Origin of the sequence: Vreelandella andesensis (assembly GCF_003989795.1) — a bacterium.
Classification (GTDB): Bacteria; Pseudomonadota; Gammaproteobacteria; order Pseudomonadales; family Halomonadaceae; genus Vreelandella; species Vreelandella andesensis.
Window position 1 is genome coordinate 1 of record NZ_RZHG01000014.1, and the last position, 26,418, is coordinate 26,418.

Genomic DNA, 26,418 nt, shown 5'->3' on the forward strand with positions numbered 1-26,418 from the left:
CTGATCCGTGCCGAAAGTCTTGCGCCAGAGGTTGGTGGCGACGACACCGTGTCGGTTAATGCGGGCAACGTCACCTGGATCGGAGGTGCGGGTAACGACACGCTTGAAATAACCGATGCTGATCAGGAAAGCCAGTACGTCCTGATGGGTGATAACGCCCAGTTAGGCTGGACTGATGAGGGCATCTTAGTAAGCGCTGAAAATCTCGCCTTTGAAGAAGGTGGCGACGACACCGTGTCGGTTAACGCGGGCAATGTCACCTGGATTGGTGGTGTCGGTAACGACACCCTAGAGATCACCGATGCAGCTCAAGGTAGTCAGCACGCCTTGATGGGCGATAACGCCCAGTTAGGCTGGACGGATGACGGTGTCCTCATCAGCGCTGAGAGCTTGGCAACCGACGTTGGCGGTGATGATAAGGTGTTCGTTAATGCCGGCAACGTCACCTGGTTCGGCGGTGCGGGTAACGACACCCTTGAGATCTCTGACGCAGCTCAAGGTAGCGAGCATGTGTTGATGGGTGATAACGGCCGAATCAACTGGCTAGATACGGGTTTGCTTAACTTCGTTGAAAGCTTTGCACCTGAGGCAGGCGGCAACGACACCATCAACGCCAATGCAGGCACCGTATTGGCAGTTGGTGGGAGTGGCGAGAACAAAATTTCAACAGGCTTGGGCAGTGATCGCATTATTGGCGATAACGGTCGTATAACGTTTGATGACCAAGGTGAAGTGAAGAAACTTATTTCAACTCACTTCGAATTTGGTGGAGATGACACCATCACCAGCGATGGAGGCGATAACTGGGTAATTGGTGGAAAAGGCAGCAATACCATTGATCTTGAAAGTGGTGATAACAGCGTCATAGGCAACAACGGCTTCATCGAAGGTGAAAATAGTATTCGACGCCTATTGCAAAGCCTTGATGTTGTGCCCTCGACGGCTGGCAACAACACTATTACAACAGGCTCGGGCCGTGACTATGTCATTGCAGGGATTGGGGCTAACGAAACAATAAACGCTGCTGGTGAGTCGATTGTCATCGGTGATGATGGTGTGATCGAGGCAGATAACGAAGGCCGCTACATACGAGTAGTGTCTGGTAATCCTGGTTTGGGCGCTGGTAATGAGCTTAACGGCGGCTCCGACCGTGACATTCTAATCGGTGGCGCTGGCGATGACATTATTAAAGGCGGCGATGGAAATGACATTTTATTTGGCGACTTTGGGCGTGTCATCCGGACGGAGAATAGACTCTTTGTCGATGCTAAGAGCATATATGAAGGTGGCAATGATGAAATCCATGTGGGTGCAGGTAACAACAGTGCGATAGGCGGTGCAGGTCAAGACACCTTCTTTGAGGCCAATTTCTCTAAGGACATATTCGTCGGTGACTATGGCTTTTTCGAAATTGAAATAAGTGCGCCGAACGAGCAAGAGCGTATGGTGCACCTAGAGACTATCTCATACGGCCGTTCTGATTTGATCCGTGCCTCACTTGAAGCGCTATATAGCACCAACGGCCGTGATGATGTGGCAGAGGCTGAGCCTATTATCATCGCCCGATCGCTTGATTCGATGAATGTCATGGACACCGCTTTCACAATGGAAAGTGAAGAGCGGGATTCATCCAGTCGTATTGCTAAGTTGATAGACGCGTGGATGGAACGCCAGTCAGGTAGCTTACGGTCCAGTATCGCAAGTGCAACGGCACTATCAGCGACCGAAGGCCTGCGAAATGCTCAAGACACCGATACGACTGTGCTGATGAATGAGCAAGAAGTACCTTCAGAGGGTACAGAAGAAGCGCTGGACACAGACCTAGAGGACGCTCTTCCTAGTGATGAGGTCATAGAAGGTGAAGCAGTCGACGAAGCATCTGAAACGGTGGAAGGGACAGAGGGGGAGTTATCTGCTGAAGAAGAAATATCAGAAAGCGATGTTGTGGAAAGTGAAGAGCTTGATGGCCTTCCTGAAGGCTGGCTTGCCGCAGTGAGTGGAGCCTCAGCCTTGGCGGTAGCCCACCAGCGAAATAAGACGAATGCTTTAGATCAGCTTGAAAAGCTACGTCGTGAGTCCGCCGCGCGGAACTGGCAAAAAATGACAACTCCGCAACAAAAATAGGGTAGCTGATGAGTTCGGCATGGCAGAGCAATGAAGTGGCAACCTCTCAAATTACCGAGGTTGGTGAAATACAACGATGGTTAGAGCTTCAGGCTGATCGCTTTATCAGTGCGCACGTACATTTGCACTTTGTAGAAGGCATCGCGCTATGGGAGCAAGATGGACAATTCCAGCCCATAGCGCTGTGGCCAGCGCAAGCGGAAGGAGTGGGGTTACTCGATGTTGCCAGCCAGGCATTAGAGGCCGCGCAAGGCGCTGTTGTATCAATAGGTGAAGAGGGGTACGGCGTTGGTTATCCTATTTTGGATCGCTCACCTGAGGGTGATGGAAAAGTAGTAGGTGCCGTTGCTTTTCACGTCACGTATCGGACATCAACACATGCATCAAATAAGCGTTACCTCACTGCGTTTCTGTATCATTTAGAAGACAGTGTCTCGGGGCTAGAGTTGGACTGCCTATCCAATGAAGCGTTAAAAGCTCATGCATCAACGCGACAGCAAAGCGAATTTTTTTCGCTTTTGGCCGCCGTTTTGGAGCAACCTAGCTATGAGTCGGCAGCCTTGCAGTTGACGACCAAACTGTCATCGTTAATGCGCGCTGAACGCGTGAGTCTAGGTTGGCGTTCAGGCGCACGAACGAAGATCACTAGCATCTCCCATAGCGCTAATTTTAATAATAAGATGAACCGCATACGGGCAACTGAAACGTCAATGGACGAAGCGCTTGATCAGCGATGTCCTGTTGTGTGGCCAAAAGAAAGGGCGCTTGAAGGTGGTGTGGCCGCTGTTAACCGTGCTCACTTTGCTCTGTCGGAGCTGACAGATATTAGCAATGTGCTGACGGTGCCAGCCGTTGATCAAACGGGTGTTAAGGCCGCGCTAACTGTAGAGAGAGAAGATCCCTTCACACTAACTGAGATTGAAGCGTTAAGCAGCGTGATGGCGTTGAGTATAAGAGCGTTAGAAGAAAAACGACGCAATGATCGTCCCCTAGTATTAAAAATGCTGGTCGCCATACGTGGGCAGTTAGCTGCGTTGCTAGGTGCAGGGCATCTTGGCTATAAACTGGCTGCCATCAGTTTGGTCGCCTTTTTGAGCTACGGTTATTTTGCAACCGGTACGGCTTACGAAGCAGCCGACGCCACCTTGCTTAGCGAATCTCAACACGTTATTTCAGCACCGTTTCAGGGATATATAGATGCTGCCAAAGCGCGCGCTGGTGACCACGTAAGTGCTGGGGAAGCGTTAGTGATTATGGATACGCGTGATCTTCGTCTCCAGCAGCTGCAACACCAAAGTCAATTAGCTAAGTTAGAAAGTGAAGCGCAAAGTTTGAGAGCTGAAGGGGATCGTGCCTCCTTAAACATATTAGATGCTCAGCGGACACAAACTGAAGCTGATTTAGCGCTGGTTGAGTCGCGTCTGCAGCGATCTACGTTAAAAGCTCCATTCGATGGAATTATTGTAGAAGGAGATTTAACGCAGCAATTGGGGCGGGCGGTTAGCACAGGAGATGAACTTTTGCGTCTTGCACCCGAGGGCCGCTATCGTTTAGAGCTGGCTGTGGACGAGTCTAGAGTAGCCGATATAGAAGAGGGTCAGCGTGGTGAACTATTGTTGGCAGCGTTAACAGACCGACAATTTGAGTTTGAAGTACAGCGCGTTACCCAAGAGACGCGTCAACGCGAAGGCAGCAATTACTTTATTGCGGAAGCTACGCTACTAAGTAACGACCCCGCCTTTCGATCGGGCATGGAGGGGGTAGCACGGGTGCCGCTTGGCGAGCAGCGGCGCATTAGCATTTGGACCCGCGAGTTAAGACAGTGGCTCTTAATGCTTAAATGGCGGGTGTGGTTTTAATTTATGAGTGCTTCTCTTTACAGCGATCAGTGGCATCGCGTTGCACACCTTGCACCGCGTCTTCGAAAACATACCAGCATACATCGCCACGACTACCGCGGGGCACCTTGGTATGTCTTATTCGATGCTCTTACGGGACAAGCTCACCGGTTTACACCGGAGGCATATCAAGTCATTGGTCGCCTTGACGGTTCTTCTTCACTGCAAAAAATCTGGGATGATGTCAGCTATGAAATCGGCGACGAAATGCCCACACAAGATGAGTTAATAGGGCTCATCGCGAAATTACATCATGCAAATGTTCTTGCGGGGTATCATGATATTGATATCGACGAACTCTCGCACCGTAAACGACAAGGACGTCTGAAAAAAATTAAACAAGTGTTACGTTCCCCATTGGGCGTAAAAATTCCGCTTGTTGATCCAGATGCCTTCGTTAATGCCACTTATCCTTATGTAAGGCCTGTCTTAAGCATATGGGGGGCTCTTATTTGGATCACTGTTGTTAGCTTTGCAGTTGTGTTGGCGGCTACGCATTGGGAGGCCTTGACGGACAACCTTGCGGATAGAGTGTTAGGTCTAAATAACTTATTGCTTATGACGTTAGTTTATCCAGTCATTAAGGTTATTCATGAACTAGGCCATGCTTGGACAACTAAGGATACGGGAGGGGAAGTACACGAAATTGGTGTTATGTTTTTAGTTTTTTTTCCGGTTCCCTACGTCGATGCATCGGCAGCGGCAGTATGTCCGGATAAAAAACAAAGGATGTTAGTGGGTGCCGCAGGTATTTTAGTTGAGCTTTTTATTGCTGCGTTGGCAATGATGGTCTGGGTATTAGCTGAACCAGGTCTACTACGATCGATCATGTTTAACATCATGGTGATCGCAGGTATTTCAACGCTGCTCTTTAACGGCAATCCTCTTTTGCGCTTTGATGCCTATTATGTGTTATCAGACTGGTTAGAAATCCCTAATTTTGGACAGCGTGCTAATCAGCAACTTGGCTTCCTGATCAAGCGTTTTTTGTTAAATAAGCGCGACACTACAAGTTCTGCAGATTCTTCTAAGGAGTCTTTTTGGCTCGTTATGTATGCGATTATATCTTTCGTCTATCGCATGTTTTTGATGGTATTTATTGCCATTTTTGTGGCCACTAGCTATTTCTTTGTGGGCGTGGTGCTCGCTATTTGGTCACTTTATATGGCCCTAATTCTGCCAAGTTTGAAAATCTTGAAGGAGATGGTTGTGGGCACGCAACTAGAGGGTGCGAAAATACGAGCCTGGTGTTGGCTCTTAGGCGTTGTGTTCGCCGTAGCAGCAGGTCTATTACTGATGCCTTTCCCTCACTCCTCAGTAATTCACGGTGTCGTTGATAGTCGCGAACCTACAAATGTACGGGCTGGAGCTTCTGGTGAGCTACGTCATTGGTGGGTAGAGGATGGAGAGACTGTTGAAGAAGGGCAGTTAATGGCTGACCTTTATGCGCCAGAGCTGACCAGCGAAGTTGCTCGTCTTGAAGGTCAAAGGCGCGAAGCTGAATTTCGCATTCAGGCAACCGTAGGTAATCCTCAAGCGATTGCCATTGAGTTAGAGAACCTAAGCCTGATTGAAAATCGGCTTGCAGATGCGCAGTTACGAGCTTCAGGCACACGCATAGTGAGCCCTAGGAGTGGCCAAGTAAATTTTGATCAAGGGCGCCTTCACCTTGGTCAGTTTATCCAACGTGGCCAAACCGTTGGGACCGTCACTCAAGACAGCGACTTCCGCATCCGATCACTACTTCTTGGACACTTGCAGCCGCAGGTCGTCAATGATTTGCAGGAGGTAAAGCTGAAGCTGCCTGGACAGAACCGTGAATTTGAAAGCACATTGTTAGGCATATCACCAAGCGCGACACGAGAAATACCCAGCATAACGCTTACAAGACAGGGAGGAGGGCAAGTAGCGTTAGATCCGGAGCAGACTGAAGAGCTTAGGGCGTACCGGCAACATTACACGCTGGATGTTAATGCACAGCCTTTAATCGACGCAGAAGTGGCAGTGGCGCTCGATAGTCGTGTGTACATTAAGCTTGTACATACACCGTCCCCTATAGGGTATCGGCTTTGGGACAACATTAGACGAAATTTTTTGTCTCTCTTTGAACGATAAATTAGGCTAACCTCATGTTGTTTGCACTTCAGCGCTATCCTGTTAATGGTGTCGATCGACCAGAAAAAGTGGTACAGCCGCCTAGTTGGCTAGATCAACTGTGGGCATGGGGGACAGCCCATGCACATTTACCTTCAGCGCTGCCACTTTTTGCTTTGAAAATGCTGCTTCCCTTCATACATTACTATGGCAAAAAGTTACAACGCTTAAGCGATGCGGCGCTAAATCAGCATATACAAGACCAAAGGCAGCAATTACTTAAAACGGGAGTTAATGTTGTCAATGTGGTACGCAACTTTGCATTAATACGAGAAGTAGCCCGAAGAGAACTCCAGATGCCCCACCGAGATGTCCAATTACTAGGTGGAATGTCGCTCATGCGGGGCTGTATGACAGAAATGCAAACAGGTGAAGGCAAAACGCTCACCGCGACCTTAGCGGCTGCCACTGCGGCAATGGCAGGTGTTCCAGTGCATGTTGTTACCGTTAATGATTATTTATCAAAACGTGATGCCGAGCTGATGCTGCCTATTTATGAGCGCCTTGGGTTGAATGTGCGCTTCGTAGTACATGACATGTCTAGTGCCGAGCGTCGACAAGCGTACGGTGCTGATATCACCTATTGCACCAGTAAAGAGCTGGTTTTTGACTACCTGCGTGATATGAAACGTTTTGACAACGTGCGCTCACCTTTGCAAGCGCATGCGGCTAACTTACAACGTCGTTTGTCGACTCGCTTACTTTTAATGCGGGGGTTACATTTTGCCATTATAGATGAGGCTGATAGTGTATTGCTCGACGAAGCGAGAACTCCCTTAATCTTGTCAGCCGAGGATGACGGAGATGACGGCCTTGATCTTTCGTTGATTCACGCATCACTCAGAATGACAAAGGATTTTAAAAAAGGAGAACATTTTGATATTGAGAAAGGTGTTCTTTTCTTGACTGTGAAGGGTAAAGAAGTACTTTCCAATGAAATGCTTTCAACGCAAAACATAACGCGACAGCGACATCCACTGGGAAAAGCAAAATTGGAATGGTTGGCCCACCAGGCACTTGTCGCTAAACACCAAATTATTAAAGATCGCCATTATTTAGTGCGAGACGACAAGATTCTCATTATAGATGAGCATAATGGAAGGGTACTTCCAGATCGGCGCTGGGCAAAAGGTCTGCAGCAGTTACTAGAGGTACTAGAAGGATGTAAGCGGACGGCCCCTAATGTGACACTCGCACAAATTACTTTTCAGCGTTTTTTTCGCCGTTATCAACATCTTGCAGGGATGACGGGTACTGCCAAAGAAGTTAAAAAAGAGCTCTGGCAAACCTATGGGCGTCCTTTTTTGCCAGTCCCGCCCCACCAAAAAAATCGCCGTCAAAAAGGGCGTGTGCATAGTTTTAAGGATAATCAGACTCGCTGGCAGTGGATAGCAAAGCGAGCCTTTGAGAAGTCAGAAGAGGGCAGGCCTGTTTTAATTACTACGGTTAATGTCAATGACTCCGAAGAATTATCCGCGATACTGGCAGGCCACATTCCGCACCATGACGTGCTCAATGCTCGCCAAGACGACAATGAAGCAGACGTAGTAATGCGTGCTGGGAACACAGGTGCAGTTACTATCGCTACCAGCATTGCTGGACGTGGTACAGATATAAAACTCGATGACGCAGCTAAAGCGTTAGGCGGTCTACACATTATCGCAGCAGGCCTGCATGACGCAGGAAGAATTGACCGTCAGATTGAAGGGCGCTGTGCACGGCAAGGGGATCCCGGCTCGATTGAATGGGCTATCAGCGAAGAAGATGCCATTTTGGATGAACTGCAAGGGTGGCAACAAAATATAGGCGGACTTTACCGTCGTCAAAAAAAAGCACAGCGCCTGCGCGAGAAACGGCATGCTCATCAACGAGCACGTATGTTGCGCGCCGATTGGAAAAGTAGTGAACGACTTGGGTTTAGCGGTCGCCTGGAGTGAAGGGGTTACCCACTATAGGAGCGAGCATGGTTAAAATAAGCGCGTTAGCATCACTTCCTTTTTTGGTCTCCACATTGCTAGTGGTGCCGTCAATCTCCCAAGCTGATATTCAGGCAGTTAGTTGCTTGGTCGGGCCGAGTAAATCCGCAACCCTCTCCAGTGGAGTACCTGGACTTTTAGAAACTATAGATGTTCAGCGTGGTGAAGAGGTAGAAAGAGAACAAGTATTATTTAGCCTTAATAGCAATGTTGAGGAAGCGAGCCTTGCGCTTGAGTCCGCACGTGTTGCATTCGCACAGCGCACGTTACAGCGTAATCAGCGGCTCATTGAGCGAGGTATTTTGAGTGAGAGTGAACGCGATGAAATGGATACAGAACTTAGCATAGCTAGGTTACAAGCGGATTTGGCAGAGGCAAGAATTGCAGATCGCATCATTCAAGCTCCTTTTCCAGGCATCATTTCCTCATTAGAAAGTGAGGAAGGAGAGTACATCGACAACACTCCTGTAATGCAGCTTGTCCAGATTGATCCGCTGGAGCTCGAGCTGGTGCTTCCATTAAGTGCATTTGGTCGATTCTCAGTAGGTGATGTAATAGATATTGAATTGGTTGAGCCTGTAGGCGAATCAATGCCTGCTGAAATTACCAGTATTGATCGCTTTATCGATCCTTCGAGTGGCACCTTCGTTATTTATTTAGCATTGAATAATACTGATAACGTGATACCACCTGGTATTAACTGCCGCTTACCTACTAGCGCTTAAAGGTGCCTTTTGAGCCAGCTGCACGCCAGTGCGTCAGTAACTCCTAACTACCTTCACGCCTTAGGCGCATCCTCAGCCTGGGAAGCTAGCCAGTCGGCCATTCCCTCATCTTCTAGGGCATACATGCCGCGACCGACGCGCCATATCAGCTCTTTTGTTCGCAGTGCTTCAAGCGCCTGCTGAATATGCTGAGCCGTCGGTAGGTCACATTCAGGATTTTGCTCCCGTGCCAACCGGGCTATGAGTTTGACGGTTTCCTCTTTGTAAGCCGCAAAGGGTTCGCGAGATGCTAAGCTACGTGCGACCGCCTTAAGCACCGCTTTCTGAATGTTGGGAAGCGGGTCGAACGATAGCGAGTATTCCCCCCAAAGCTCTTGCTGAAAGGCATGCGCATTACTTTCCAGCAGATCTCCCAGGTTAGGCGCTTCGCCCATTTCCAAGGCTATGCGGCTGACGATGCTGGCTAATAATTCAGGCCGGTTTCCCACCAGCTCAAATGCCCGGTACATCGCATCAACCTGGAAACGGTTCCTTTCGGCTAATTTGGTATTGAGGTCTTCGGTATAGGCCTCAACGAAATCCCGGCCCAGCAGTGGAAACGGCGTGATTTGTGCTCCAAAAAAGGGTTGCTTTGTATTCAGGACAAGCTGGGCGAGTTTGTCTCGGCTAGACCCCGTAAAGACCAAACGAAGTCCTGGCCGCGTTTCGCCCTGATTTAACGCATCGCGAGCCGCCTTCAGCGCAAACATAGAGTTCATGCCGGCGTCTGAATTCAAGGCGTGCTGCGCCTCATCGACAATCAACACGACCATTCTGTCTGTCGCAAGGTATAGCAGTTGCAATGCGTCGGCCAAGGTGGCCTCGTCCGGTAACGCGCTTGTCGTCAGATCCCAGGAGATAGACCGAAGCAGAGTGATTTTATTGGCGCCCGTTGCTGTGAACAGCTTCTGGATTTGTGTTTGATGTTCGATCAGTTTTGTAGCGATCGCCTTTTCTATCAAGATGGCGGGGCTTACGTCGCGGTTCGTCCAGAGATCAACGTAAACGGTCTCCCATCCTTGAGCAGTGCACGCTGGGATCAAGTCTTCTCGCAGAAAGGTACTTTTTCCAGTGCGCCGCGGGGCCGTCAGGAAGAGTCCTGAGCTGTAGTCAACGATCGCAGCGCCGGCCATGCCCTGCACGATTGAATCAGCTAAGGTTATTCGATGATAAACGAAACGTATGCTCATTTTTATGCTCAATTATTAGAAAATATATAAATTATAAAATATAATATAATTTATCATAAAAGAGCTGAAAGGGGTCAGCGTATAAGTAAATGGGCGCTCTGCTTTCCAGGGGTGTGGAGAGCTGTGATGCCTGCCATTCGGGTGAAAAGGCCCGACTAAGGCTGACTCGTACTTCGCTCTGAGGCTATACCCCCCCTTCCACCAGTAGGGTCATATCAGGAATTGTTAACGCGATGGCGTCGTTGTGACCAATCTTTTCCTGCGCTGACAGCTTAGTTCGTTTATAAAACGTTTATTAGTGTTTAATGATTGCACCATGAGGGAGCAATCTAGACGCCACTTTAGTCTACTTTTCGTGCTTTTTTTGCCCATACCAAACCGGCATAGGGTATGCAGGTTTGCGTACTCGCAGTTAAATACGTCATCGCTCTGGCCAGCAAATCGACGTTTTTAACTGTAAAAGGGTGTCTGTTTATGCCGTATGTCCACGACACGCTGACAAGCTTAGCGAAAAGTAGTCCTGCACAAACTGAGTTTTATCAAGCGACAGAAGAAGTGCTTGAGTGCCTGCGTCCGCTGTTCGAGCGTGCCCCGCACTATCATGACCACAGCATAATTGAACGTATTGTTGAACCGGAACGTCAGGTGATGTTTCGGGTCAGCTGGGTGGATGATGCTGGCCGTGTCCAGGTAAACAAAGGTTATCGCGTTCAATTTAATTCGGCGCTTGGCCCCTATAAAGGCGGTTTGCGTTTTCACCCCAGCGTGACGTCAGGCACCATTAAGTTTTTAGGCTTTGAGCAAATCTTTAAAAATGCCCTAACGGGTTTGCCGATTGGCGGTGGTAAAGGCGGCGCTGACTTTGACCCGAAGGGTAAGTCTGACAATGAAATTATGCGCTTCTGTCAGGCATTCATGTCGGAGCTTTATCGTCATATTGGCCCGCATACCGATGTTCCCGCCGGTGATATTGGCGTTGGTGGGCGAGAAATCGGTTATCTCTTTGGTCAATATAAGCGCTTAACAGGGCACTATGAAGGCGTGCTCACGGGGAAAGGCTTGAACTGGGGCGGCTCTCTTGGCCGGAAGGAGGCCACTGGCTACGGTGCGGTTTATTTTGCCGAGAACATGCTGGCAGCAAAGGGCGACGCCTTGCGTGGTAAAACATGTTTGGTATCGGGTGCGGGCAACGTGGCAATCTATACTATCGAAAAGCTTTATGAGCTGGGTGCCACGCCTGTTACCTGTAGTGATTCCAAAGGGACGATTCACGACCCGAACGGTATCGATTTAGGCTTGTTGAAGCAGTTGAAAGAAGTGCAGCGTGTGTCGTTGGAAGGTTATCTGCACGACCATCCGGAAGCTCATTATATCTCGGTTCGAGATTACCCGCAGGATGGCAACGCGGTTTGGCGTATTGAAGGCGAGGCGGCATTCCCTTGTGCGACACAAAACGAGCTGACCGACGCCGATGCCAAGGCGCTGCTCGCGAATGGTGTTACCTGTGTGAGCGAGGGGGCCAATATGCCTTCCACCAAAGAGGCGGTAGATGTCTTTTTGGAGGCTAAAATTGCCTATGGTCCTGGCAAGGCGGCTAATGCGGGTGGTGTAGCCACTAGCCAGCTGGAAATGGCTCAAAACAGCAGTATGGAACAGTGGCCATTAGAGAAGGTAGACCAAAAACTTAAGCAGATTATGGCGGGTATTTATCGCCAATGCGCGGACACGGCAAGTGAATTCGGTGAGCCGGGTAACCTTGTCGTGGGCGCTAATATTGCAGGTTTCCGAAAAGTGGCCGATGCGATGATTGAGCAGGGCGTTATTTGATCGCTTTAACTGGGTAGACCACATATACTATGACGACACAGTCCTTTCCCTTTGGGGAAGGGCTTTTTTTTGTTGGTGGGTTTTATACTCGCAACACCATTATTGATTGCTTTACAAGGAGAGTAGAAATGGGTCAGCGTCCTCCAATCATCATTAACCGTCTTGATGCTGAACGACTTCAGCGTCTAATTGATACCGCCTCTGAAAAAGACATGATGGTGGCGGCGTTACTTGAAGAGGAATTGGCTCGCGGCGAGGTGCTTGATCCGCAGGATATCCCTGAGGATGTGGTTAGCATGAACAGTCAGATTCGCTTTACTGACCTGACCCGCGAGCGTCAGATGATTCGAACGTTGGTGTATCCTCATGCACTTGCCAGCGTTGAGGACGGTATCTCGGTGATGGCACCGATTGGTGCAGCCTTAATTGGCTTGCGAGTAGGCGATGTGATTGAGTGGCCGCTACCCAACAATACCGAAGTGCGCCTGCGCATCGATGCTATTTTTTGGCAGCCCGAGCGGGAAAAACAGTTTCATCGATGAGTAAGTGGTGACGACTCTTCGCCTTGGAGAGAGCACTTCATTCAAGCTTTCAAGTATGAACTGATCCCCAATGGCGAACGGGTCGCACGTTGCGCCGGTTCGCCGATATGGAATGCGGCTCAGAGGCCAAGGTCGATCGCCGAGCTCTCGGCGCTATTGTCCAATCAGCTCCGCTAATTGTTTTGCGCACGTCTTTACCTCGCGAATCGCCCGCTCACTATCCAGGTCGTCCATTGCGACTACCCCGACACACGCTTCCATGCCAATACCAGACCGGGTGGTGGGAATGTGGCTGGCGACTCCGACAGCGCCACGCTGCAGTTGTCCGCGCGTAAGGCTATAGCCATCAGCGCGGGCTTGCCTTACCTCTGGGCTGTCCTCTTCCTTCGGTGCTCGTCCTGCCAAAATCGCGATACCAGCTGCCCCTTGTGTTAACGGGTGGCGGCTGCCCACGCGATATCCCACCCGTAGCATTCCTTCTTCAGGCTCAGCGACCAGCGTCACCATGCACTCTTCCCCCTGGGACAGAGAGATAAACGCAGTCGCGCGTGTTGCTTTGGCCAGGGTTTTTAGCAATGGCAGGGCGACCGCATGGAGCTGGGGTTCAAAACGAGAGGCGAGCAAAGTAATGCCTGCGCCTAACCTAAGGGTGCCTCCCTGTGTGCGGGTAAGCAGGGCATGTGACTCGAGTGTGGCGACGATGCGATAGGCGATCGCCCTGTGCACTTCAAGCTCCTCAGCAAGCTTGGCGATGCTGATGCCTTCGTTATGCTCTGAAACTATTTTTAAGGCAAGCAGGCCGCGATCAAGCGTTTGAAGCGTGGACGACATCAGTTGTGAACCTCAGACAGACGTTGGCGTTTGGATAATGAAGGATCGACAAGTATGGCGCAGTACCTTGGGGCTGCAAACACGTATTGACGATGCGAGACTCTTTCTCTATATTTTGTTTCTATAATAGATAATGACTGTGCGTTAATAGAGACAAAAATAAAACAAGTGTCTTGCTGAACGTTCCCCCCATTGGAGACATCATGACCACATCTGCACGCCAGCCCGATAAAATGTCAGAAGGCTGTCCTTTTCGTCAGCCCGATCATGCAGCTAACCACGCAACGATGACATCACCGACGGGATGCCCCGTCTCCCGGGATGCTGCTGCCTTTGATCCTTTCGGCGCGTCTTACCAGCTTGACCCCGCTGAGGCGCTACGCTGGTCTCGCGAGCAGGAACCGGTGTTCTTCAGTCCTAAGCTTGGGTATTGGGTCGTGAGCCGTTATGAAGAGGTAAAAACTGTTTTTCGTGACAATCTCACCTTTTCGCCCGCGATTGCCTTGGAGAAGCTGACGCCAGCGCCGCCAGAAGCGGCTAAAATTCTTGAAAGCTACGGCTTTGCAATGCGTCGCACCATGGTTAATGAGGATGAGCCAGACCACATGGAGCGCCGCCGCCTGCTGATGGATGCTTTCCTGCCTGAGAACCTCGAGAAGCATGAAGCATGGGTACGCGAGTTAGTGCGGAGCTACATGGATCATTTCATCGATAAAGGCCGCGCGGATCTAGTGGAGGAGATGTTTCGGGAAATCCCCATGACCGTGGCGCTGCGTTTTCTGGGGGTGCCCAGTGAAGATGCCAAAGAACTCCGCAAATTCTCGGTCGCTCACACGCTTAACACTTGGGGCCGCCCCTCGCCAGAACAGCAGCTGAAGATTGCTGAAGACGTTGGGCAATTCTGGAAAACGGCGCAGGCTATTCTCGATCGCATGCGTGAAGAGCCAACCGGTGAGGGGTGGATGTACGATTCGATCCGTATGCACAACCAGCACCCCGATGTTGTGCCTGAGAGCTACCTGCGCTCAATGATGATGGCGATTTTGGTGGCTGCTCATGAGACAACGGCTTTCGCCACCTCGAATGCCTTCCGCATACTGCTATCGAACCGTGCTTCTTGGAACGATATTTGTGATAACCCGACGCTAATCCCCAGTGCTATTGAGGAGTGTCTTCGTGCTGCTGGCTCTGTGGTGGCCTGGCGCCGTATCGCTACTGAGGATGCTGACGTAGGGGGTGTGACGATCCCAAAAGGTGGCAAACTGTTGCTGGTACAAGCATCAGCTAACCGTGATCCACGGCATTTTGAAAACCCTGATGAGTTTGATATTTACCGCCATAACTCAGCTGAGCACTTCACCTTTGGTTACGGTGCTCATCAATGTATGGGTAAGAATATTGCCCGCATGGAAATGCGTATTATCCTTGACGAATTTGTCCGCCGTTTACCCCATATACACCTCGTTGAAAACCAAGCGTTCGAGTATCTGCCCAATACTTCTTTCCGTGGCCCAACCTCGCTTTGGGTGGAGTGGGACCCTGAGCAGAATCCTGAACGTCGCAACCGTGGGGTGCTAGATAACCCGACGCATTTCCATATTGGCGCGCCTATCAAAGAGGATATTGTGCGTCGGGTTTTAGTCACCGAGGTGGAGCGTGAAGCCGAAGACGTCATTCGCATCGACCTTGCCGACCCCTATGGCCGTGAGTTGCCGGACTGGTCACCTGGCTCGCATATCGAGTTGGTCTCAGGCGAGTGGCGGCGCTATTACTCGCTGTGTGGAAAGCGTAATGACCGGCATCGCTTGTCTATTGCCATCCTCCGTGAGCCTGAAGGACGTGGCGGTTCATTACATTTTCACGACACGGTCAAGCCGGGCGACATCCTGCATATTGCTGGCCCAAAAAACCATTTCCATCTGGATGAGACCGCAGAGCGGTATACCTTAATAGCGGGTGGTATTGGTATCACGCCGATTCTTACCATGGCTGATCAACTTAAGGCGTTAGGTAAGCCATACACACTCCACTATTGCGGCGCCGGGCGGCGAACCATGGCCTTTTTAGAGCGAGCCGAACGTGATCATAGCGAAGCGCTGACCGTTCATGCGAGTGATGAGGGCTGTCGGCTTGATATCTCGATTGCACTTAGCAACGTAGCCAAGGGTGACCAGGTCTACTGCTGTGGCCCTGAACGAATGTTAGAAGCCCTTGAGCTATTGGCGCAGAACTGGCCGGAAGGAATCTTACATGTTGAGCATTTTTCGGCTCGTTCTAACATCCTTGATCCTGAACAAGAGCATGCCTTCGAGGTAGTGCTTACCGATTCTAATGTGACACTTCAGGTCGGTAATGATCAGACCTTGCTGGAAGTACTGACAGCGTTTGGCGTGGATGTGCCCAGCGACTGCTGCGAAGGTTTGTGTGGTACGTGTGAAGTCGCTGTTGTCGAGGGGGATATTGATCACCGTGACTTGGTGCTCAGCCGTGCCGAGCGGGCTGCCAGTGATCGTATGATGGCCTGCTGTTCAAGAGCTGAGGGTGGTCGTCTTGTACTCGCTCTCTGATAACCAACAACCAACAACCAACAACCAACAACCAACAACATTAAAACGCAACACCTTGCATGCCACTTCTGAAATGAACGAGAGGACAGTAATAATGAAAAAACTCGCCACACTGACAACACTTTCTGCCTTGATGGCATTAGGCACTTTACAACATGCCACCGCCTCGACTGAACTGCAGATTAGTACTTGGGCAGGCCCTAATCATGGCGTTAACACAATTGTTTGGCCGACATGGGGAAGCTGGGTAGAGGAAGCTACTGAAGGGCGTGTCACTGTTAACGTGGTTCACGATATGGGTCCGCCAAGTTCTCAAATGGAATTAATCGCAGACGGAGTGGCGGACGTTACTTGGCTTTTTCACGGCTTGATGCCGGGTCGTTTCGAGCTGACCAAACTACCTGAACTCCCCACGTTTGAAGACTTTTCGTCTGAGTCCGCTTCGGTGGCTTATTGGCGCACCCATAACGAGTTCCTAGCCGAGGCTAACGAACACCGTGGGGTTGAGGTGATTGGGGTTGGGGTGCACGGCCCTGGTGCTCTTTATTTGACGGAAGAGATTGATGGCCTTGACGACCTGGACGGTAAGCGCGTGCGAATTGGCGGTGGCATTATGGCGGACATTTCGAACGCACTTGAGCTTACTGGCGTAGCACTGCCCCCTGCTAGCACCTATGAGGCTGCCACACAGGGCGTTATTGACGGCGCAATGCTAACGCTTGAAGGGCTCAAAAGTTTTCGTCTAGCGGAGGTGTTGCCCTACACCGTCCAGATGCCGGGTGGTTTTTATCGCGGTAGTTTCTCGATGGTCATTAACCCTGATACATGGGCGTCCCTTTCTGAAGAGGATCGTGCGGCCATTGAGGAAGTGTCAGGAGAGCGGCTTTCTCGTCTGTTTGGCTACATGATGGACGTGGTGGATGAGCGTGGTATTGAGTTTGCGAAAGAGCAGGGCAACACGTTTTTGGAGCTGCCTGCCGAAGAGCTTGAGCGCTTCCAGCAAATAGCCGCAGATCTTCCTGGCCAATGGGAGGCCGGGGCTAAGGAGCGTGGCGTGGATGGTGACGCCGCGCGCGATTTCTTCCTTGAGCAGCTCGACGCCGTAGAGAGTGAAGAGGGGCTAAATGCTGAGGCGGTAGTTGACCAGAGTATGTAAGGTCTACTTGCCCGAAAAAAACACCTTCAGTGGGGGCAACCCCTTAGCAAAACTTCACGTAAACCCTCGCCCGATGAAAGGCGAGGGTTTCCGCTAACAGGGGTGATGGGTTGTGCATGCACCTTTGTCACCATCCTTAATACTCAAGAAGTTCCTGCCATTCCCACGCTTCCATTTCCGTGTTTCTCTGCTAGGAAACCGCTGATTAATTCGTCTTTGAGCGGCTGAAGCACTCAGGGCGGCACATCTACTGCGTCAATCAGCCATTGCCAAGGCGCCAGTGCCTCCATTTGGGTCAGAACCGCTCGCGGGGGGGGCATCTTCTTCTTGTTCTGGTGCTCTGCTTGGGCGAAAGAGATCTGCTTCATTGGATGACTCTGTCAGACGGTGGTGTGACAACCAAATTTTACCCTGTTGATGGCGATCAGGCATCTACGGCGGGATTTATGCAGTGTTTCCGTTGAGGGGAAATTTGTGTTGCAAAAAGTTAAATGATATATAAGAAACGCTGCTTAACGCATGCTTTTGATCTCGTAAGCTCCTGCTACATATAGCTTCACGTTGCTTTAACGCTATTGAAGAATTTATAACTGCTTGTTTTTTCCAAGCCTAGATAAAAAGCAAAAAAGCCTAAAATAAGGGATCCCCATGTTCAAAAAATTAGTGCCCGTCAATAAAGAGCAACATAAAACGCTCAAGATCAAGGCGATTGAGGGCTTTGGCTATGCCAAAGATTTCCATATCGCTTCGTTAATGGTTCATGAGTTTGCACGTGCTGCTTCAGTGTATCCAATTGTATTTATTGAAGATAAGGCACAGGACTCGTTCCGCCCGGTAGTTTTGTTGGGCCTTAACGAAGGCGAAAACTTATTTGTCGGCGCTGATGGCAAGTGGCAGGCTTCTTACGTTCCCGCCATTATTCGTCGCTACCCCTTCGCGCTCGCTAAAGTTAATGAAGATGGGCAGTACACGGTATGTGTTGATGAAGGCAGTGACACGGTCAGTCGTGATGAAGGCAACCCGCTGTTTGACGAAAATGGCGAGCCGACGGAAGTTGTTGATAACGTCAAACGTTACTTGGGCGAGCTACAGCAGATGGAAGCCTTCACGCATGAATTCTGCAACCACTTGGCCCACCAGAACTTGTTTACGCCGCTGAATATGCGCGTTCGTCAAGATAACCAGGTTAAGAACATTACCGGCTGCTATGTCGTTAACGAAGAGCGTTTAAATAACCTGTCCGATAGCAACGTACTGGATCTGCGTCAGCGCCGCTACTTGGCACCTATCTACGCCCACCTAACGTCTTTAGCGCAGATCGAGCGTCTTTCACAGCTTAAAGAAGGCGTAACCGGTCTGACGCCAGCAAGTGCTGAGAAGGCCGCCAGTCCTGAGCAAGCAACGACAACAGAATCTGACAGCATCCATTAAGATGATAGTCAGTTTGGTTATCACGCCCGGTTGTTCAGTGCTTTTTGATAAAGCTAGTTATTAAAGCTAGTTGTTAAAGCTGGTTATTAAAGCTAGTTGATAAGCCTAACGGTTAAGCGTTGCTGTCCATTCTGCTGCCGCACGGCCCTGTCTAAACAGGCAGGGTTCATCTTTAAAGTGCTCTCCTTTCCGATTTTAAATATTAGAGATCATTACTATGGCCTCATCTTTAACCTGTGGGGCAATGAAAGCCCTTGCCGTTACTGGGTTAATGGCTTTGCTGGCTCCCCAGGCCGTTGCACAAGAGACGCCGCGACCCTTTGAAGGTGTTCTGTATGCCATTGAAGAGCGTGATCTGGCCTTGCCGGTCGCGGGATTGATTGCCACGGTAACGACTCGCGAAGGAATGCACGTGGAGCAGGGAGAAGCCCTGCTGCAATTGGATACGGCGGCAGCAGAACTCGAAATGCAGCGACGTCTGCAAGTCTGGGAGGATGAGACGGCAATCGTTGCTAGCAGCGAGCGTTTGCGTATTCTCGATAACCAGTATCAGATTTTGAGGACTCTGTTGAATACCACAGGGTCGGTCAGCCAAGATGAATTAGATGCGCTACAGCTAGAGCGTCTTCAAACTCGTGGGCAGCGTGATAGTAGCCAAGTACAAAAAGCGTTGGCCGAATTAGAGTATCAACTGGCTGTCGAGGCGCTAGATGCGCTGACATTGAAGGCACCTATCGATGGCGTGATCACGCATATTGAGAAATTTGACGGCGAGTGGGTGTCCGCCGGTGATACGGTCGCTACGTTGGTGGACCTGAGCGCTGTGGTATTGCGTATTAGCATTCCTGATGCTCTTGCCCGCAGGTTAGAAACGGGTAGCCCGGTACCGGTTGCCATTGAAGGCATTGGGCCGCATGAAGGGGTGGTGACGTCTATTTCTCCTGTTGCTGATCAAGCGAGTGGTCTCGTTGGTATTGATATTGAGGTGCCTAACCTCACCGGAAATATTCGTCCTGGTTCACGTGCCACTGCCCAACTTTAATTAAATCCTGTGGTTGTTCGACTGTCAGATAGCGGCGGCTACCTGTAAGCGCCGTTACGTTTGTTGATTTTTGTACCGTTGTTTTTAGGAAACCATTTCATGTCCAGCCCTCAACTCGTCATCGACCAACTTCGGGAGCTGCGGCATGTCTCTCACATCGACGCGGCATTCTGGCAGCGGCTGCTGGAGGCGGTTCTATCATTGTGTTTGGCTCGCTCGGCGCTGGTGGTCGAGAAGTCTGCTGGCGACACCTTTCACATTCATGCTGCGGTACTTAACAGTGCTGATGAATCCCACGATATTGTCAGCGCCCCATGGTTAGCCGCACTAACGCAGCGCGCTGAATCCAACCGTTTTGCTATCGGCACACCGTCAGATGCGCGGGGAGTGCTGCGCCTAGTCGTGCCGCTTAGTGGGCAAGAGCACGTTTATTTAGTGTTGTTACTTAATTCTGATGCCGCTCACCGTGTTAATGACATCGTCGTACGCGCCCAGCTAATTGCAGATATTCCTAATCTCGATGCGGTGGCTGGTGCGCCCGCCATGGGACAAGAGACAGCAACGCAGGTGCTCAGTTTTCTCAATTTGCTGGCTGAAATCTATCAAGCATCGCGCTTTTCTACGGCGGTTCATGCGCTGGCCAACGGCTTAGTTAGCCACAGCGAGGCGATTGATCAAGCGGTTATTGGCTGGAGCGAAGGCCCCTACCTGAAGGTGCGTGCTGTTAGCCATATGGATCGCTTCGAGCGTAAAACCGAGCTTATCAAATGCTTTGAAGCCGCCATGGAGGAGGCATTTGACCAACAGCAGGCTATTAGCGTGCAGCCTGATAGCGACGCGACGCCAGGTGTTATTGTACTGGCGCATCGTCAGCTACAAACAGACCATGGTTGCACGTCACTATTTTCGCTGCCGCTAATAGGAGAGCGTGAGGGGGAAGGGTTAGTGATCCTGCTGATTCGCTATGGTCAACCTATCCCCGCAGACGTTCAGGCGTCTTTGCATTTTCTAGGTCAGGTAATTACGCCACGGCTAACGCATTTGCATGAGCGAGAGCAGCCGTTGCCGCTGCGTTGGCTGCGCACTTTGCGCCGTGGGCTAGGTTGGTTAGTTGGCCCTGAAATGGTGTGGATCAAAGTGATGTCATGTGTCGTTACTGCTTTATTACTGTACGGCGCATTGGGTACTTTGCCGCATCGTATCGAAGGCTCAGCGAGCGTAGTCACCGACAATATCCGCATTGCTGGGGTGCCCTTTGATGGTCGTGTCGATGAGGCGCTGGTGACCAACGGGGATGTTGTTGAGCAGGGTGAGTTGCTACTGATGATGGACCGTCAGGATTGGCTGCTGCAGCAGTCGGAAGTGCGTGCAGACATGCTGCGCAATCAGTCAGAGGTTAACCGGGCACGGGCAATGATGGACCTGGTTGAAACCGAGATTAGCCGCGCACGGGTGGCGCAAAACGAGGCGAGATTGCAACGTTTGACGGTGTATCTTGAGCAATCTGAGGTGCGTGCGCCCTTTGATGGCGTCGTCATTGAAGGAGATAGGCAGGCGCTGTTGGGGTTGTCTGTCAGCCAAGGCGATGTGCTTTATCGAGTGGCACGGTTAGATGACCTGTATCTAGACATCACCGTGTCGCAGCGCGACGTGCATTATATAGAAGAGGGTGATCGCGGAGAGTTTACATTTGCCAGCCGTCCAGACGTGCGCGTGCCGTTCACCGTGCGTCGTATTATCCCCGTGGCCACAGTAGAAGACATAAGTGGTCCGGCATTCCAGCTGAAAGCAGATATCGAATTGCCTCCCGAGCGGTGGTGGCGGCCTGGCATGGAAGGGATTGCCAAGGTCGACCAAGGCGAGCGGAACGTTTTCTGGGTGATCAGCCACCGGTTGGTGGATCGCGTTAGGCTCTGGCTATGGTGGTAAGCACAGCGATTATTAGGAGAGCAGGCGATGTCGGGAACCTTTAGTGATACATGGCACGAAGTGTCACAACTGCGACTGGGGCTGCTGCCAAGCGTGCGTATTCACAAGCAGGTGTATCGTGGTCGTGAATGGTACGTGCTTCAGGAAATGGGCTCAGAAAAATATTACCGGATTACCCCGGTTAGCTACTGGTTTGTCACACGGTTAACGCCAAAAAAGAGCGTAGGTGAGGTATGGGAAGCCTTTATCGAGGAGCACGCCGATTGTGCCCCGGGCCAGGAAGATGTTATCCAACTGCTTGCCCAGCTGCACCATTCTAACCTGCTGTTTTTCCGCTCTGACGCCAATAACGAAGCTATTTTCAAACGCTATCAGAAGCATCGCACCCGCGAGCATTTAGGCAAACTGATGGCGTTTATGTACGTGCGTGTGCCGCTATGGGATCCCAATCAGTTTTTGAATGCCTGGCGCCGCGTATTCTCGCCATTTTTCAGTGCACCCGCTTTTCTGATTTGGCTAGCAGTAATTTTCTACGCGGGTAAAACGGTAGTCGAACATTGGGATGCGCTGTGGCAGCAAGGGCAGGGTATTTTCACGCTAGGTAATTTGCCACTGCTGTATGTAAGCATCTTCGTGCTTAAAATCTTTCATGAAATGGCACATGCCATCGTGTGTAAGAAGTACGGGGCGGCGGTGCATACCATGGGCATCATGTTCATTATTTTTACCCCGCTGCCTTACATTGATGCCAGCTCTAGCTGGTCGATGCGTAGCCGCTGGCACCGCGTGTTTGTGGGCGGTGCAGGGATGTACGTTGAGCTATTTTTGGCCGCAATAGCAGCGCTGGTGTGGGCATCAACGGGCTCAGGCCCCGTCAACAGCTTGGCGTTTAACTTGATGGTTGCGGGGTCCGTTTCTAGTCTGCTGTTTAACGGTAATCCGCTGTTGCGCTTTGATGCCTACTACATGCTCGCCGACGCGGTAGATATCCCTAATCTCTATCAGAAAGCCAACCAGCAGTGGCTTTATTACATGGACCGCTGGCTGCTGGGAACGCCGAAGAGCGAACCCGCAGCCGACAGCCCTTCAGAAGCGGTTTGGTTGTCGCTGTACGGCGCGCTCAGCCTGTTTTATCGCTTGTTCATCATGTTCGTGATTATGCTGATGGTGGCTGATATCTGGATTGGATTGGGCGCCCTGATGCTGGTAATGATGGGTTTCATCTGGGTGTTGATTCCAGGCCAGAAGTTGCTGAAATACCTGCTGACCAGCCCGCGATTGGTCAAGAATCGCTGGCGTGCCGTGCTGGTGTCAACGGGGCTATTAACTACCATTGTGGCGTTATTTATGACCATGCCTCTGCCGCACAGTTTAAAAGCACATGGGGTTGTGCAAGCGGCCGAAACCGTTCAGCTGTTTGCTGATTCGGGGGGGACCTTGGTTCACGTGGCGGTTGAAAACGGTGATCGTGTGGAGGCTGGGCAGATAGTGGTGCGTTTCGAGAACCGTGAACTAGATCAGGAGTGGCAAATTACACGCCACCAGATCGAAGAGGCCCAGTGGCGTTACCGGCGCTCTCTAAGCTCGCCAGATCAAGAGGCAGCGCCGCTGCTGGAACAGCTGGAGGCGTTGCGTGAACGCGAGGCGACGTTAACCCAGCGCCGCGAGGCATTGACGCTGACCGCGCCGATCGATGGCATCTGGGAAGGTAAGGATCTGTCTTCACGCTTAAATAGCAGCGTAGCGCGTGGCAGCCTGCTCGGCCGTGTGCTGTCAGAAACTGAGTACCGTTTTGTGGCGTTGGTACGTCAAACGCAGGCTGATCGTCTGTTTGCCCAGCCGATGGACATCGCTGAAATTCGCCTGGTCGGCCAAGCCGCTCATACGTTACACAGCGAGGCGTTACGGTTTATTCCGTTTCGTCAGTTCGAGCTACCTTCGCCAGCGCTAGGTATCAACGGCGGGGGGCCTTTTGTCGCTCAGCCGGATCGCGATGGCCGGCTGATGACGCAGGAAGGATTCTTTGAGCTGTCGGCAACGCTGCCGCCAGAAAGTAGCGTTGCTGAAGGCGTGCGCTACGCCAATGGCGCTGTCGGTAGGCTTAGGGTGGAGTTGGAACCACGCAGCGGTGCCTGGCAGGTTAAACGCTATCTCCAGCAGCTGTTGCAGCAGCGCTATCAGATATGATCGAGGCGAACGTTAATAGGCCCCCTAACGGGCTGAATTATCATGAACCCAAGGATGATCTGCGCCCAGAGTACCGTTTGGTAACGCACCTTCGCGTGGCATGGCACCGGTGGCGCGAGGCGCGTCTTATCAAGCGCTATCGGGCCCAGGTAGCAGACATTAACCAGTATGCTGAATGGGCGCAGGGGTTAGATGCCCAGGTGCTTGAGCAACAGCTGGATATGTTCCAGCGCAGTGCGCGCCGCCAGCGTTTGCTCACCCATGAAAGAACCCAGCTATACCAAGCATTAGCGGTTTTGCGTGAACTGTGCGTCGATGAGCTGGGTGAACGCCCTTATGATGTACAGCTGCTCTGTGCGCTGGCGATGGTGGACGGTCAGTTGGTGCAACTTGCACCAGGTGAAGGTAAAACGCTGTCGCTAGCGCTGGCGGCCGTGCTGTTTGCATGGCAAGGCAAGCCTTGTCATGTCGTCACCGCCAACGAGTATTTGGCTCAGCGCGATGCACTACTACTGCAACCTCTGTTTCAGCGTTGTCGGCTAAGCAGTGCCAGCTTAAGTTCTGATGCAGACGCGCAAGAAGAAGTGCAGGCGTATGCGGCCGATATTGTCTACGGCACCTCCAACCAGTTCCTGGCCGATTACCTTAAAGACAGGCTGGCCAATGGCGATGTCACCATCAACCGTTTGGCGCTAACGGTGAGTTATTTGCAGGGCAAGCCACAAAACGCGTTGAAGACGCGTGGGCTGTACTCGGTCATTATTGATGAGGCCGACAGTATTCTGATCGACGACGCTACGACACCGCTTATTATTTCGGGGCCACAGCCAGACCCAGCGCTGCAGCGCGGTATTCTGGCGGCTCGCGATATTGTTGATCACCTCGTGCCAGGGCGCCATTATCACATTGATTTGCTGCATCGCGATGTGGCTTATACCGCAAAGGGCGAACAGGCATTAGATGCATTGGTCGATCAGCTGCCGTCCTTCTGGCAACACCCCGAGCGTCGCCGTGAGATTCTGCAGCAGGCCATTCAAGCGCGTGATGTTTTTCTGCGCGATCACCACTACGTAATTGATGATGAAAAGGTCGTCATTGTTGACGAAAAAACTGGACGGTTGATGGCAGGGCGTTCCTGGAGCAACGGTTTGCATCAAGCCGTTGAGGCCCGGGCGGGTGTGCCGCTCACTGACCCGAACCGCATCATGGCGCGAATGAGCTTTCAGAACTACTTCAAGCTTTATCACCGCATTGCCGGTGCCAGCGGAACCCTGCAGAACATCGAAACCGAGATTTTCTTTAACTACCGCATTCATACCCTTCGCATACCGTCGCGTATAACGCCGCTTAGGCAGGTGCATCCCTACCGTGCCTTTCCCTCAAGTGAGGCTCGCTGGGCGGCGGTGATTGGTGAGATTAAGCACTACCATCAGTGTGGCCGCCCAGTGCTAATTGGTACACGTAACATTGAAGATAGTGAGCGGCTCGTGCAGGCGCTGCGTGACGATGGCATGGCCTGCGAGCTGCTCAATGCCAAAAACCACGCTACCGAGGCTGACATCATTGCAACCAGCGGTGCCAGTGGTGCGGTGACCGTGGCGACCAACATGGCGGGACGTGGAACGGATATCAAAGTTAGCCCTGCGGTGCAGGCGCTAGGGGGGCTGGCGGTAATTATGCTTGAACCCCATGAATCTGCCCGCATCGACTGGCAGTTGTTTGGGCGTACCGGACGCCAAGGTAACCCGGGAGACGTCATGCCGCTAGCGGCCGCTGATGATGAGCTGTTGCGTAAACATTTGCCGCCCTGGCTGCGGCCGCTCAATCGGCTGGTGGCGCTGGGCCTAACTAGCAATTACTTGATTACGCGGCTGATTCAGTATGCCCAGAAGCGTGCTGAGCGGCGTGCATTTAGCCATCGTCAGCGGCTCAATACGTTTGATCGTAAAACGCGTGAGATGATGAGTTTTGTGCGCCGGAAGTCGTAACCACTTCGGCCTGAAAGGCATAGCCCAGGTTGCGATAGGTTTGTAAGGGCAGTGCGATGCCCGTTTCTGTCTTAATTTTCTTCTTCAATCGGCTGATCAGAACATTCAGGCGCAAGGTGTCGCCGGGCAAGCCGCCTGGCGCGAGTGCCTCATCAAGCACCTGACGACTGACTACCTGGCCCTCTTGCTGGGCAAGCGCGGTTAATAAGCGGGTTTCAGCACCGGTCAGTCTGACGCGTTGGCCATCTGGCGGTGTCAGCACCTCATGCTCTGGATAAAGCATCCAAGCGGTGGGAGGTGATTGGTCGACAGCCTGTAAACGTAGCCGTTGGTAAAGTCCCCAGATAACACTATCCAGCTCCTCGAAATTGACGGGTCTCACTAGCGACATGTCTGCGCCGCAACGCCAAGCGGCTAGCCTTGGCGGCAAATCTTGCGAGGGAAGCAACACAATAATACCGATGCGGTAGCCGTACTTACGGCGCAACGCACGGATAAGTGACTCGCTGGTGATCGCGGGAAGCGCACTATCAAACAACAAGATGTGTTGGGCTTCAACGTCCAGTTCGGTTGTGATCTGAGCACTAGTCAGCACACTAACGCAGGTAAAGCCCCGTAAATGAAGAAAGTCCGTTAGTACAGCCATGCTGGTGTGATGATTTTCAGTAATCAGCACGCGCAAGACCTGTGGCTTAGGGCACGATACTGGTCTTTCTGAGGGAAGAGGCATGATGTCTCTAGTTTTTTTGTAGAAAGTCGCAGATTAATCAGCTGTGAAATATTTTGCAACAAAGCGAATCTTGTCACTCTCC

Annotated in this window: 17 protein-coding genes and 1 pseudogene; 14 read left to right on the forward strand and 4 right to left on the reverse strand. The window is 51.5% G+C overall.

What is annotated here, in order from left to right:
- The 5 genes from ELY33_RS17825 to ELY33_RS07265 form a co-directional block, all read left to right on the forward strand.
- Positions 1 to 2,124 (forward strand): calcium-binding protein (locus ELY33_RS17825; protein ID WP_279629874.1); only part of this gene is annotated, 2,124 nt, incomplete at its 5' end.
- Positions 2,125 to 2,132: 8 nt separating this feature from the next.
- Positions 2,133 to 3,983, forward strand: coding sequence for an efflux RND transporter periplasmic adaptor subunit (locus ELY33_RS07250; RefSeq protein WP_126946107.1), 1,851 nt, complete (start codon positions 2,133 to 2,135; stop codon positions 3,981 to 3,983).
- A 3-nt stretch (positions 3,984 to 3,986) separates the two neighbouring features.
- Positions 3,987 to 6,137, forward strand: coding sequence for a site-2 protease family protein (locus ELY33_RS07255; protein ID WP_126946110.1), 2,151 nt, complete (start codon positions 3,987 to 3,989; stop codon positions 6,135 to 6,137).
- 14 nt (positions 6,138 to 6,151) lie between these two features.
- The gene (locus tag ELY33_RS07260) at positions 6,152 to 8,113 is read left to right on the forward strand and encodes a preprotein translocase subunit SecA (protein WP_126946113.1); all 1,962 of its coding nucleotides are present in this window, start codon (positions 6,152 to 6,154) and stop codon (positions 8,111 to 8,113) included.
- A 26-nt stretch (positions 8,114 to 8,139) separates the two neighbouring features.
- Positions 8,140 to 8,877: an efflux RND transporter periplasmic adaptor subunit gene (locus tag ELY33_RS07265; RefSeq protein ID WP_126946116.1), complete on the forward strand. Its 738-nt coding sequence runs from the start codon at positions 8,140 to 8,142 to the stop codon at positions 8,875 to 8,877.
- A gap of 53 nt (positions 8,878 to 8,930) precedes the next feature.
- Here the strand turns inward: ELY33_RS07265 and ELY33_RS07270 are convergent, their stop codons facing one another.
- Positions 8,931 to 10,106 (reverse strand): ATP-binding protein, encoded by a 1,176-nt coding sequence (locus ELY33_RS07270; protein WP_126946119.1) that lies wholly within the window; start codon positions 10,104 to 10,106, stop codon positions 8,931 to 8,933.
- 474 nt (positions 10,107 to 10,580) lie between these two features.
- Here ELY33_RS07270 and gdhA point away from each other — a divergent pair, with 474 nt between their 5' ends.
- Together gdhA and rnk are read left to right on the forward strand one after the other, a co-directional pair.
- The gene (gdhA, locus tag ELY33_RS07275; protein ID WP_126946122.1) at positions 10,581 to 11,933 is read left to right on the forward strand and encodes an NADP-specific glutamate dehydrogenase; all 1,353 of its coding nucleotides are present in this window, start codon (positions 10,581 to 10,583) and stop codon (positions 11,931 to 11,933) included.
- 128 nt (positions 11,934 to 12,061) lie between these two features.
- Positions 12,062 to 12,475, forward strand: coding sequence for a nucleoside diphosphate kinase regulator (rnk, locus tag ELY33_RS07280; protein ID WP_126946125.1), 414 nt, complete (start codon positions 12,062 to 12,064; stop codon positions 12,473 to 12,475).
- A gap of 153 nt (positions 12,476 to 12,628) precedes the next feature.
- Here the strand turns inward: rnk and ELY33_RS07285 are convergent, their stop codons facing one another.
- Complete coding sequence (locus tag ELY33_RS07285) at positions 12,629 to 13,306, reverse strand: IclR family transcriptional regulator (RefSeq protein ID WP_126946128.1); 678 nt, start codon at positions 13,304 to 13,306, stop codon at positions 12,629 to 12,631.
- A 203-nt stretch (positions 13,307 to 13,509) separates the two neighbouring features.
- Here ELY33_RS07285 and ELY33_RS07290 point away from each other — a divergent pair, with 203 nt between their 5' ends.
- Together ELY33_RS07290 and ELY33_RS07295 are read left to right on the forward strand one after the other, a co-directional pair.
- The gene (locus ELY33_RS07290; RefSeq protein WP_244208579.1) at positions 13,510 to 15,873 is read left to right on the forward strand and encodes a cytochrome P450/oxidoreductase; all 2,364 of its coding nucleotides are present in this window, start codon (positions 13,510 to 13,512) and stop codon (positions 15,871 to 15,873) included.
- A 94-nt stretch (positions 15,874 to 15,967) separates the two neighbouring features.
- The gene (locus tag ELY33_RS07295; RefSeq protein WP_126946131.1) at positions 15,968 to 17,029 is read left to right on the forward strand and encodes a TRAP transporter substrate-binding protein; all 1,062 of its coding nucleotides are present in this window, start codon (positions 15,968 to 15,970) and stop codon (positions 17,027 to 17,029) included.
- Positions 17,030 to 17,277: 248 nt separating this feature from the next.
- On the opposite strand, the pseudogene ELY33_RS18080 reads toward ELY33_RS07295, so the two are convergent.
- A pseudogene (locus ELY33_RS18080) lies at positions 17,278 to 17,397 on the reverse strand (IS5/IS1182 family transposase); the annotation flags it as partial.
- Between the two features lie 280 nt (positions 17,398 to 17,677).
- Between ELY33_RS18080 and ELY33_RS07300 the strand changes: the two are divergent.
- The 5 genes from ELY33_RS07300 (at position 17,678) to ELY33_RS07320 (ending at position 25,606) form a co-directional block, all read left to right on the forward strand.
- Entirely contained in the window at positions 17,678 to 18,460 is a 783-nt protein-coding gene (locus ELY33_RS07300; protein ID WP_126946133.1) for a SapC family protein, read from the forward strand.
- A gap of 217 nt (positions 18,461 to 18,677) precedes the next feature.
- Positions 18,678 to 19,502, forward strand: a complete 825-nt coding sequence (locus tag ELY33_RS07305; protein WP_126946136.1) for an efflux RND transporter periplasmic adaptor subunit — start codon at positions 18,678 to 18,680, stop codon at positions 19,500 to 19,502.
- A gap of 99 nt (positions 19,503 to 19,601) precedes the next feature.
- A complete protein-coding gene (locus tag ELY33_RS07310) occupies positions 19,602 to 21,431 on the forward strand; it encodes an efflux RND transporter periplasmic adaptor subunit (protein WP_126946139.1) in 1,830 nt (609 codons plus the stop codon).
- A 27-nt stretch (positions 21,432 to 21,458) separates the two neighbouring features.
- Complete coding sequence (locus ELY33_RS07315; protein ID WP_126946142.1) at positions 21,459 to 23,618, forward strand: site-2 protease family protein; 2,160 nt, start codon at positions 21,459 to 21,461, stop codon at positions 23,616 to 23,618.
- A complete protein-coding gene (locus ELY33_RS07320) occupies positions 23,615 to 25,606 on the forward strand; it encodes a preprotein translocase subunit SecA (RefSeq protein ID WP_126946145.1) in 1,992 nt (663 codons plus the stop codon). The genes ELY33_RS07315 and ELY33_RS07320 overlap by 4 nt, the downstream gene beginning before the upstream one ends.
- Here ELY33_RS07320 and ELY33_RS07325 read toward each other — a convergent pair.
- Positions 25,548 to 26,282, reverse strand: a complete 735-nt coding sequence (locus ELY33_RS07325) for a response regulator transcription factor (protein WP_167470055.1) — start codon at positions 26,280 to 26,282, stop codon at positions 25,548 to 25,550. The two genes, ELY33_RS07320 and ELY33_RS07325, sit on opposite strands and share 59 nt — an antisense overlap.
- Between the last annotated feature and the right edge of the window lie 136 nt (positions 26,283 to 26,418).

Coding starts and splice junctions, on each gene's coding strand:
- ELY33_RS07250 (WP_126946107.1), top strand. CDS start 2,133: ATGAGTTCGGCATGGCAGAGCAATGAAGTGGCAACCTCTCAAATTACC.
- ELY33_RS07255 (WP_126946110.1), top strand. CDS start 3,987: ATGAGTGCTTCTCTTTACAGCGATCAGTGGCATCGCGTTGCACACCTT.
- ELY33_RS07260 (WP_126946113.1), top strand. CDS start 6,152: ATGTTGTTTGCACTTCAGCGCTATCCTGTTAATGGTGTCGATCGACCA.
- ELY33_RS07265 (WP_126946116.1), top strand. CDS start 8,140: ATGGTTAAAATAAGCGCGTTAGCATCACTTCCTTTTTTGGTCTCCACA.
- ELY33_RS07270 (WP_126946119.1), bottom strand. CDS start 10,106: ATGAGCATACGTTTCGTTTATCATCGAATAACCTTAGCTGATTCAATC.
- gdhA (WP_126946122.1), top strand. CDS start 10,581: ATGCCGTATGTCCACGACACGCTGACAAGCTTAGCGAAAAGTAGTCCT.
- rnk (WP_126946125.1), top strand. CDS start 12,062: ATGGGTCAGCGTCCTCCAATCATCATTAACCGTCTTGATGCTGAACGA.
- ELY33_RS07285 (WP_126946128.1), bottom strand. CDS start 13,306: ATGTCGTCCACGCTTCAAACGCTTGATCGCGGCCTGCTTGCCTTAAAA.
- ELY33_RS07290 (WP_244208579.1), top strand. CDS start 13,510: ATGACCACATCTGCACGCCAGCCCGATAAAATGTCAGAAGGCTGTCCT.
- ELY33_RS07295 (WP_126946131.1), top strand. CDS start 15,968: ATGAAAAAACTCGCCACACTGACAACACTTTCTGCCTTGATGGCATTA.
- ELY33_RS07300 (WP_126946133.1), top strand. CDS start 17,678: ATGTTCAAAAAATTAGTGCCCGTCAATAAAGAGCAACATAAAACGCTC.
- ELY33_RS07305 (WP_126946136.1), top strand. CDS start 18,678: ATGGCCTCATCTTTAACCTGTGGGGCAATGAAAGCCCTTGCCGTTACT.
- ELY33_RS07310 (WP_126946139.1), top strand. CDS start 19,602: ATGTCCAGCCCTCAACTCGTCATCGACCAACTTCGGGAGCTGCGGCAT.
- ELY33_RS07315 (WP_126946142.1), top strand. CDS start 21,459: ATGTCGGGAACCTTTAGTGATACATGGCACGAAGTGTCACAACTGCGA.
- ELY33_RS07320 (WP_126946145.1), top strand. CDS start 23,615: ATGATCGAGGCGAACGTTAATAGGCCCCCTAACGGGCTGAATTATCAT.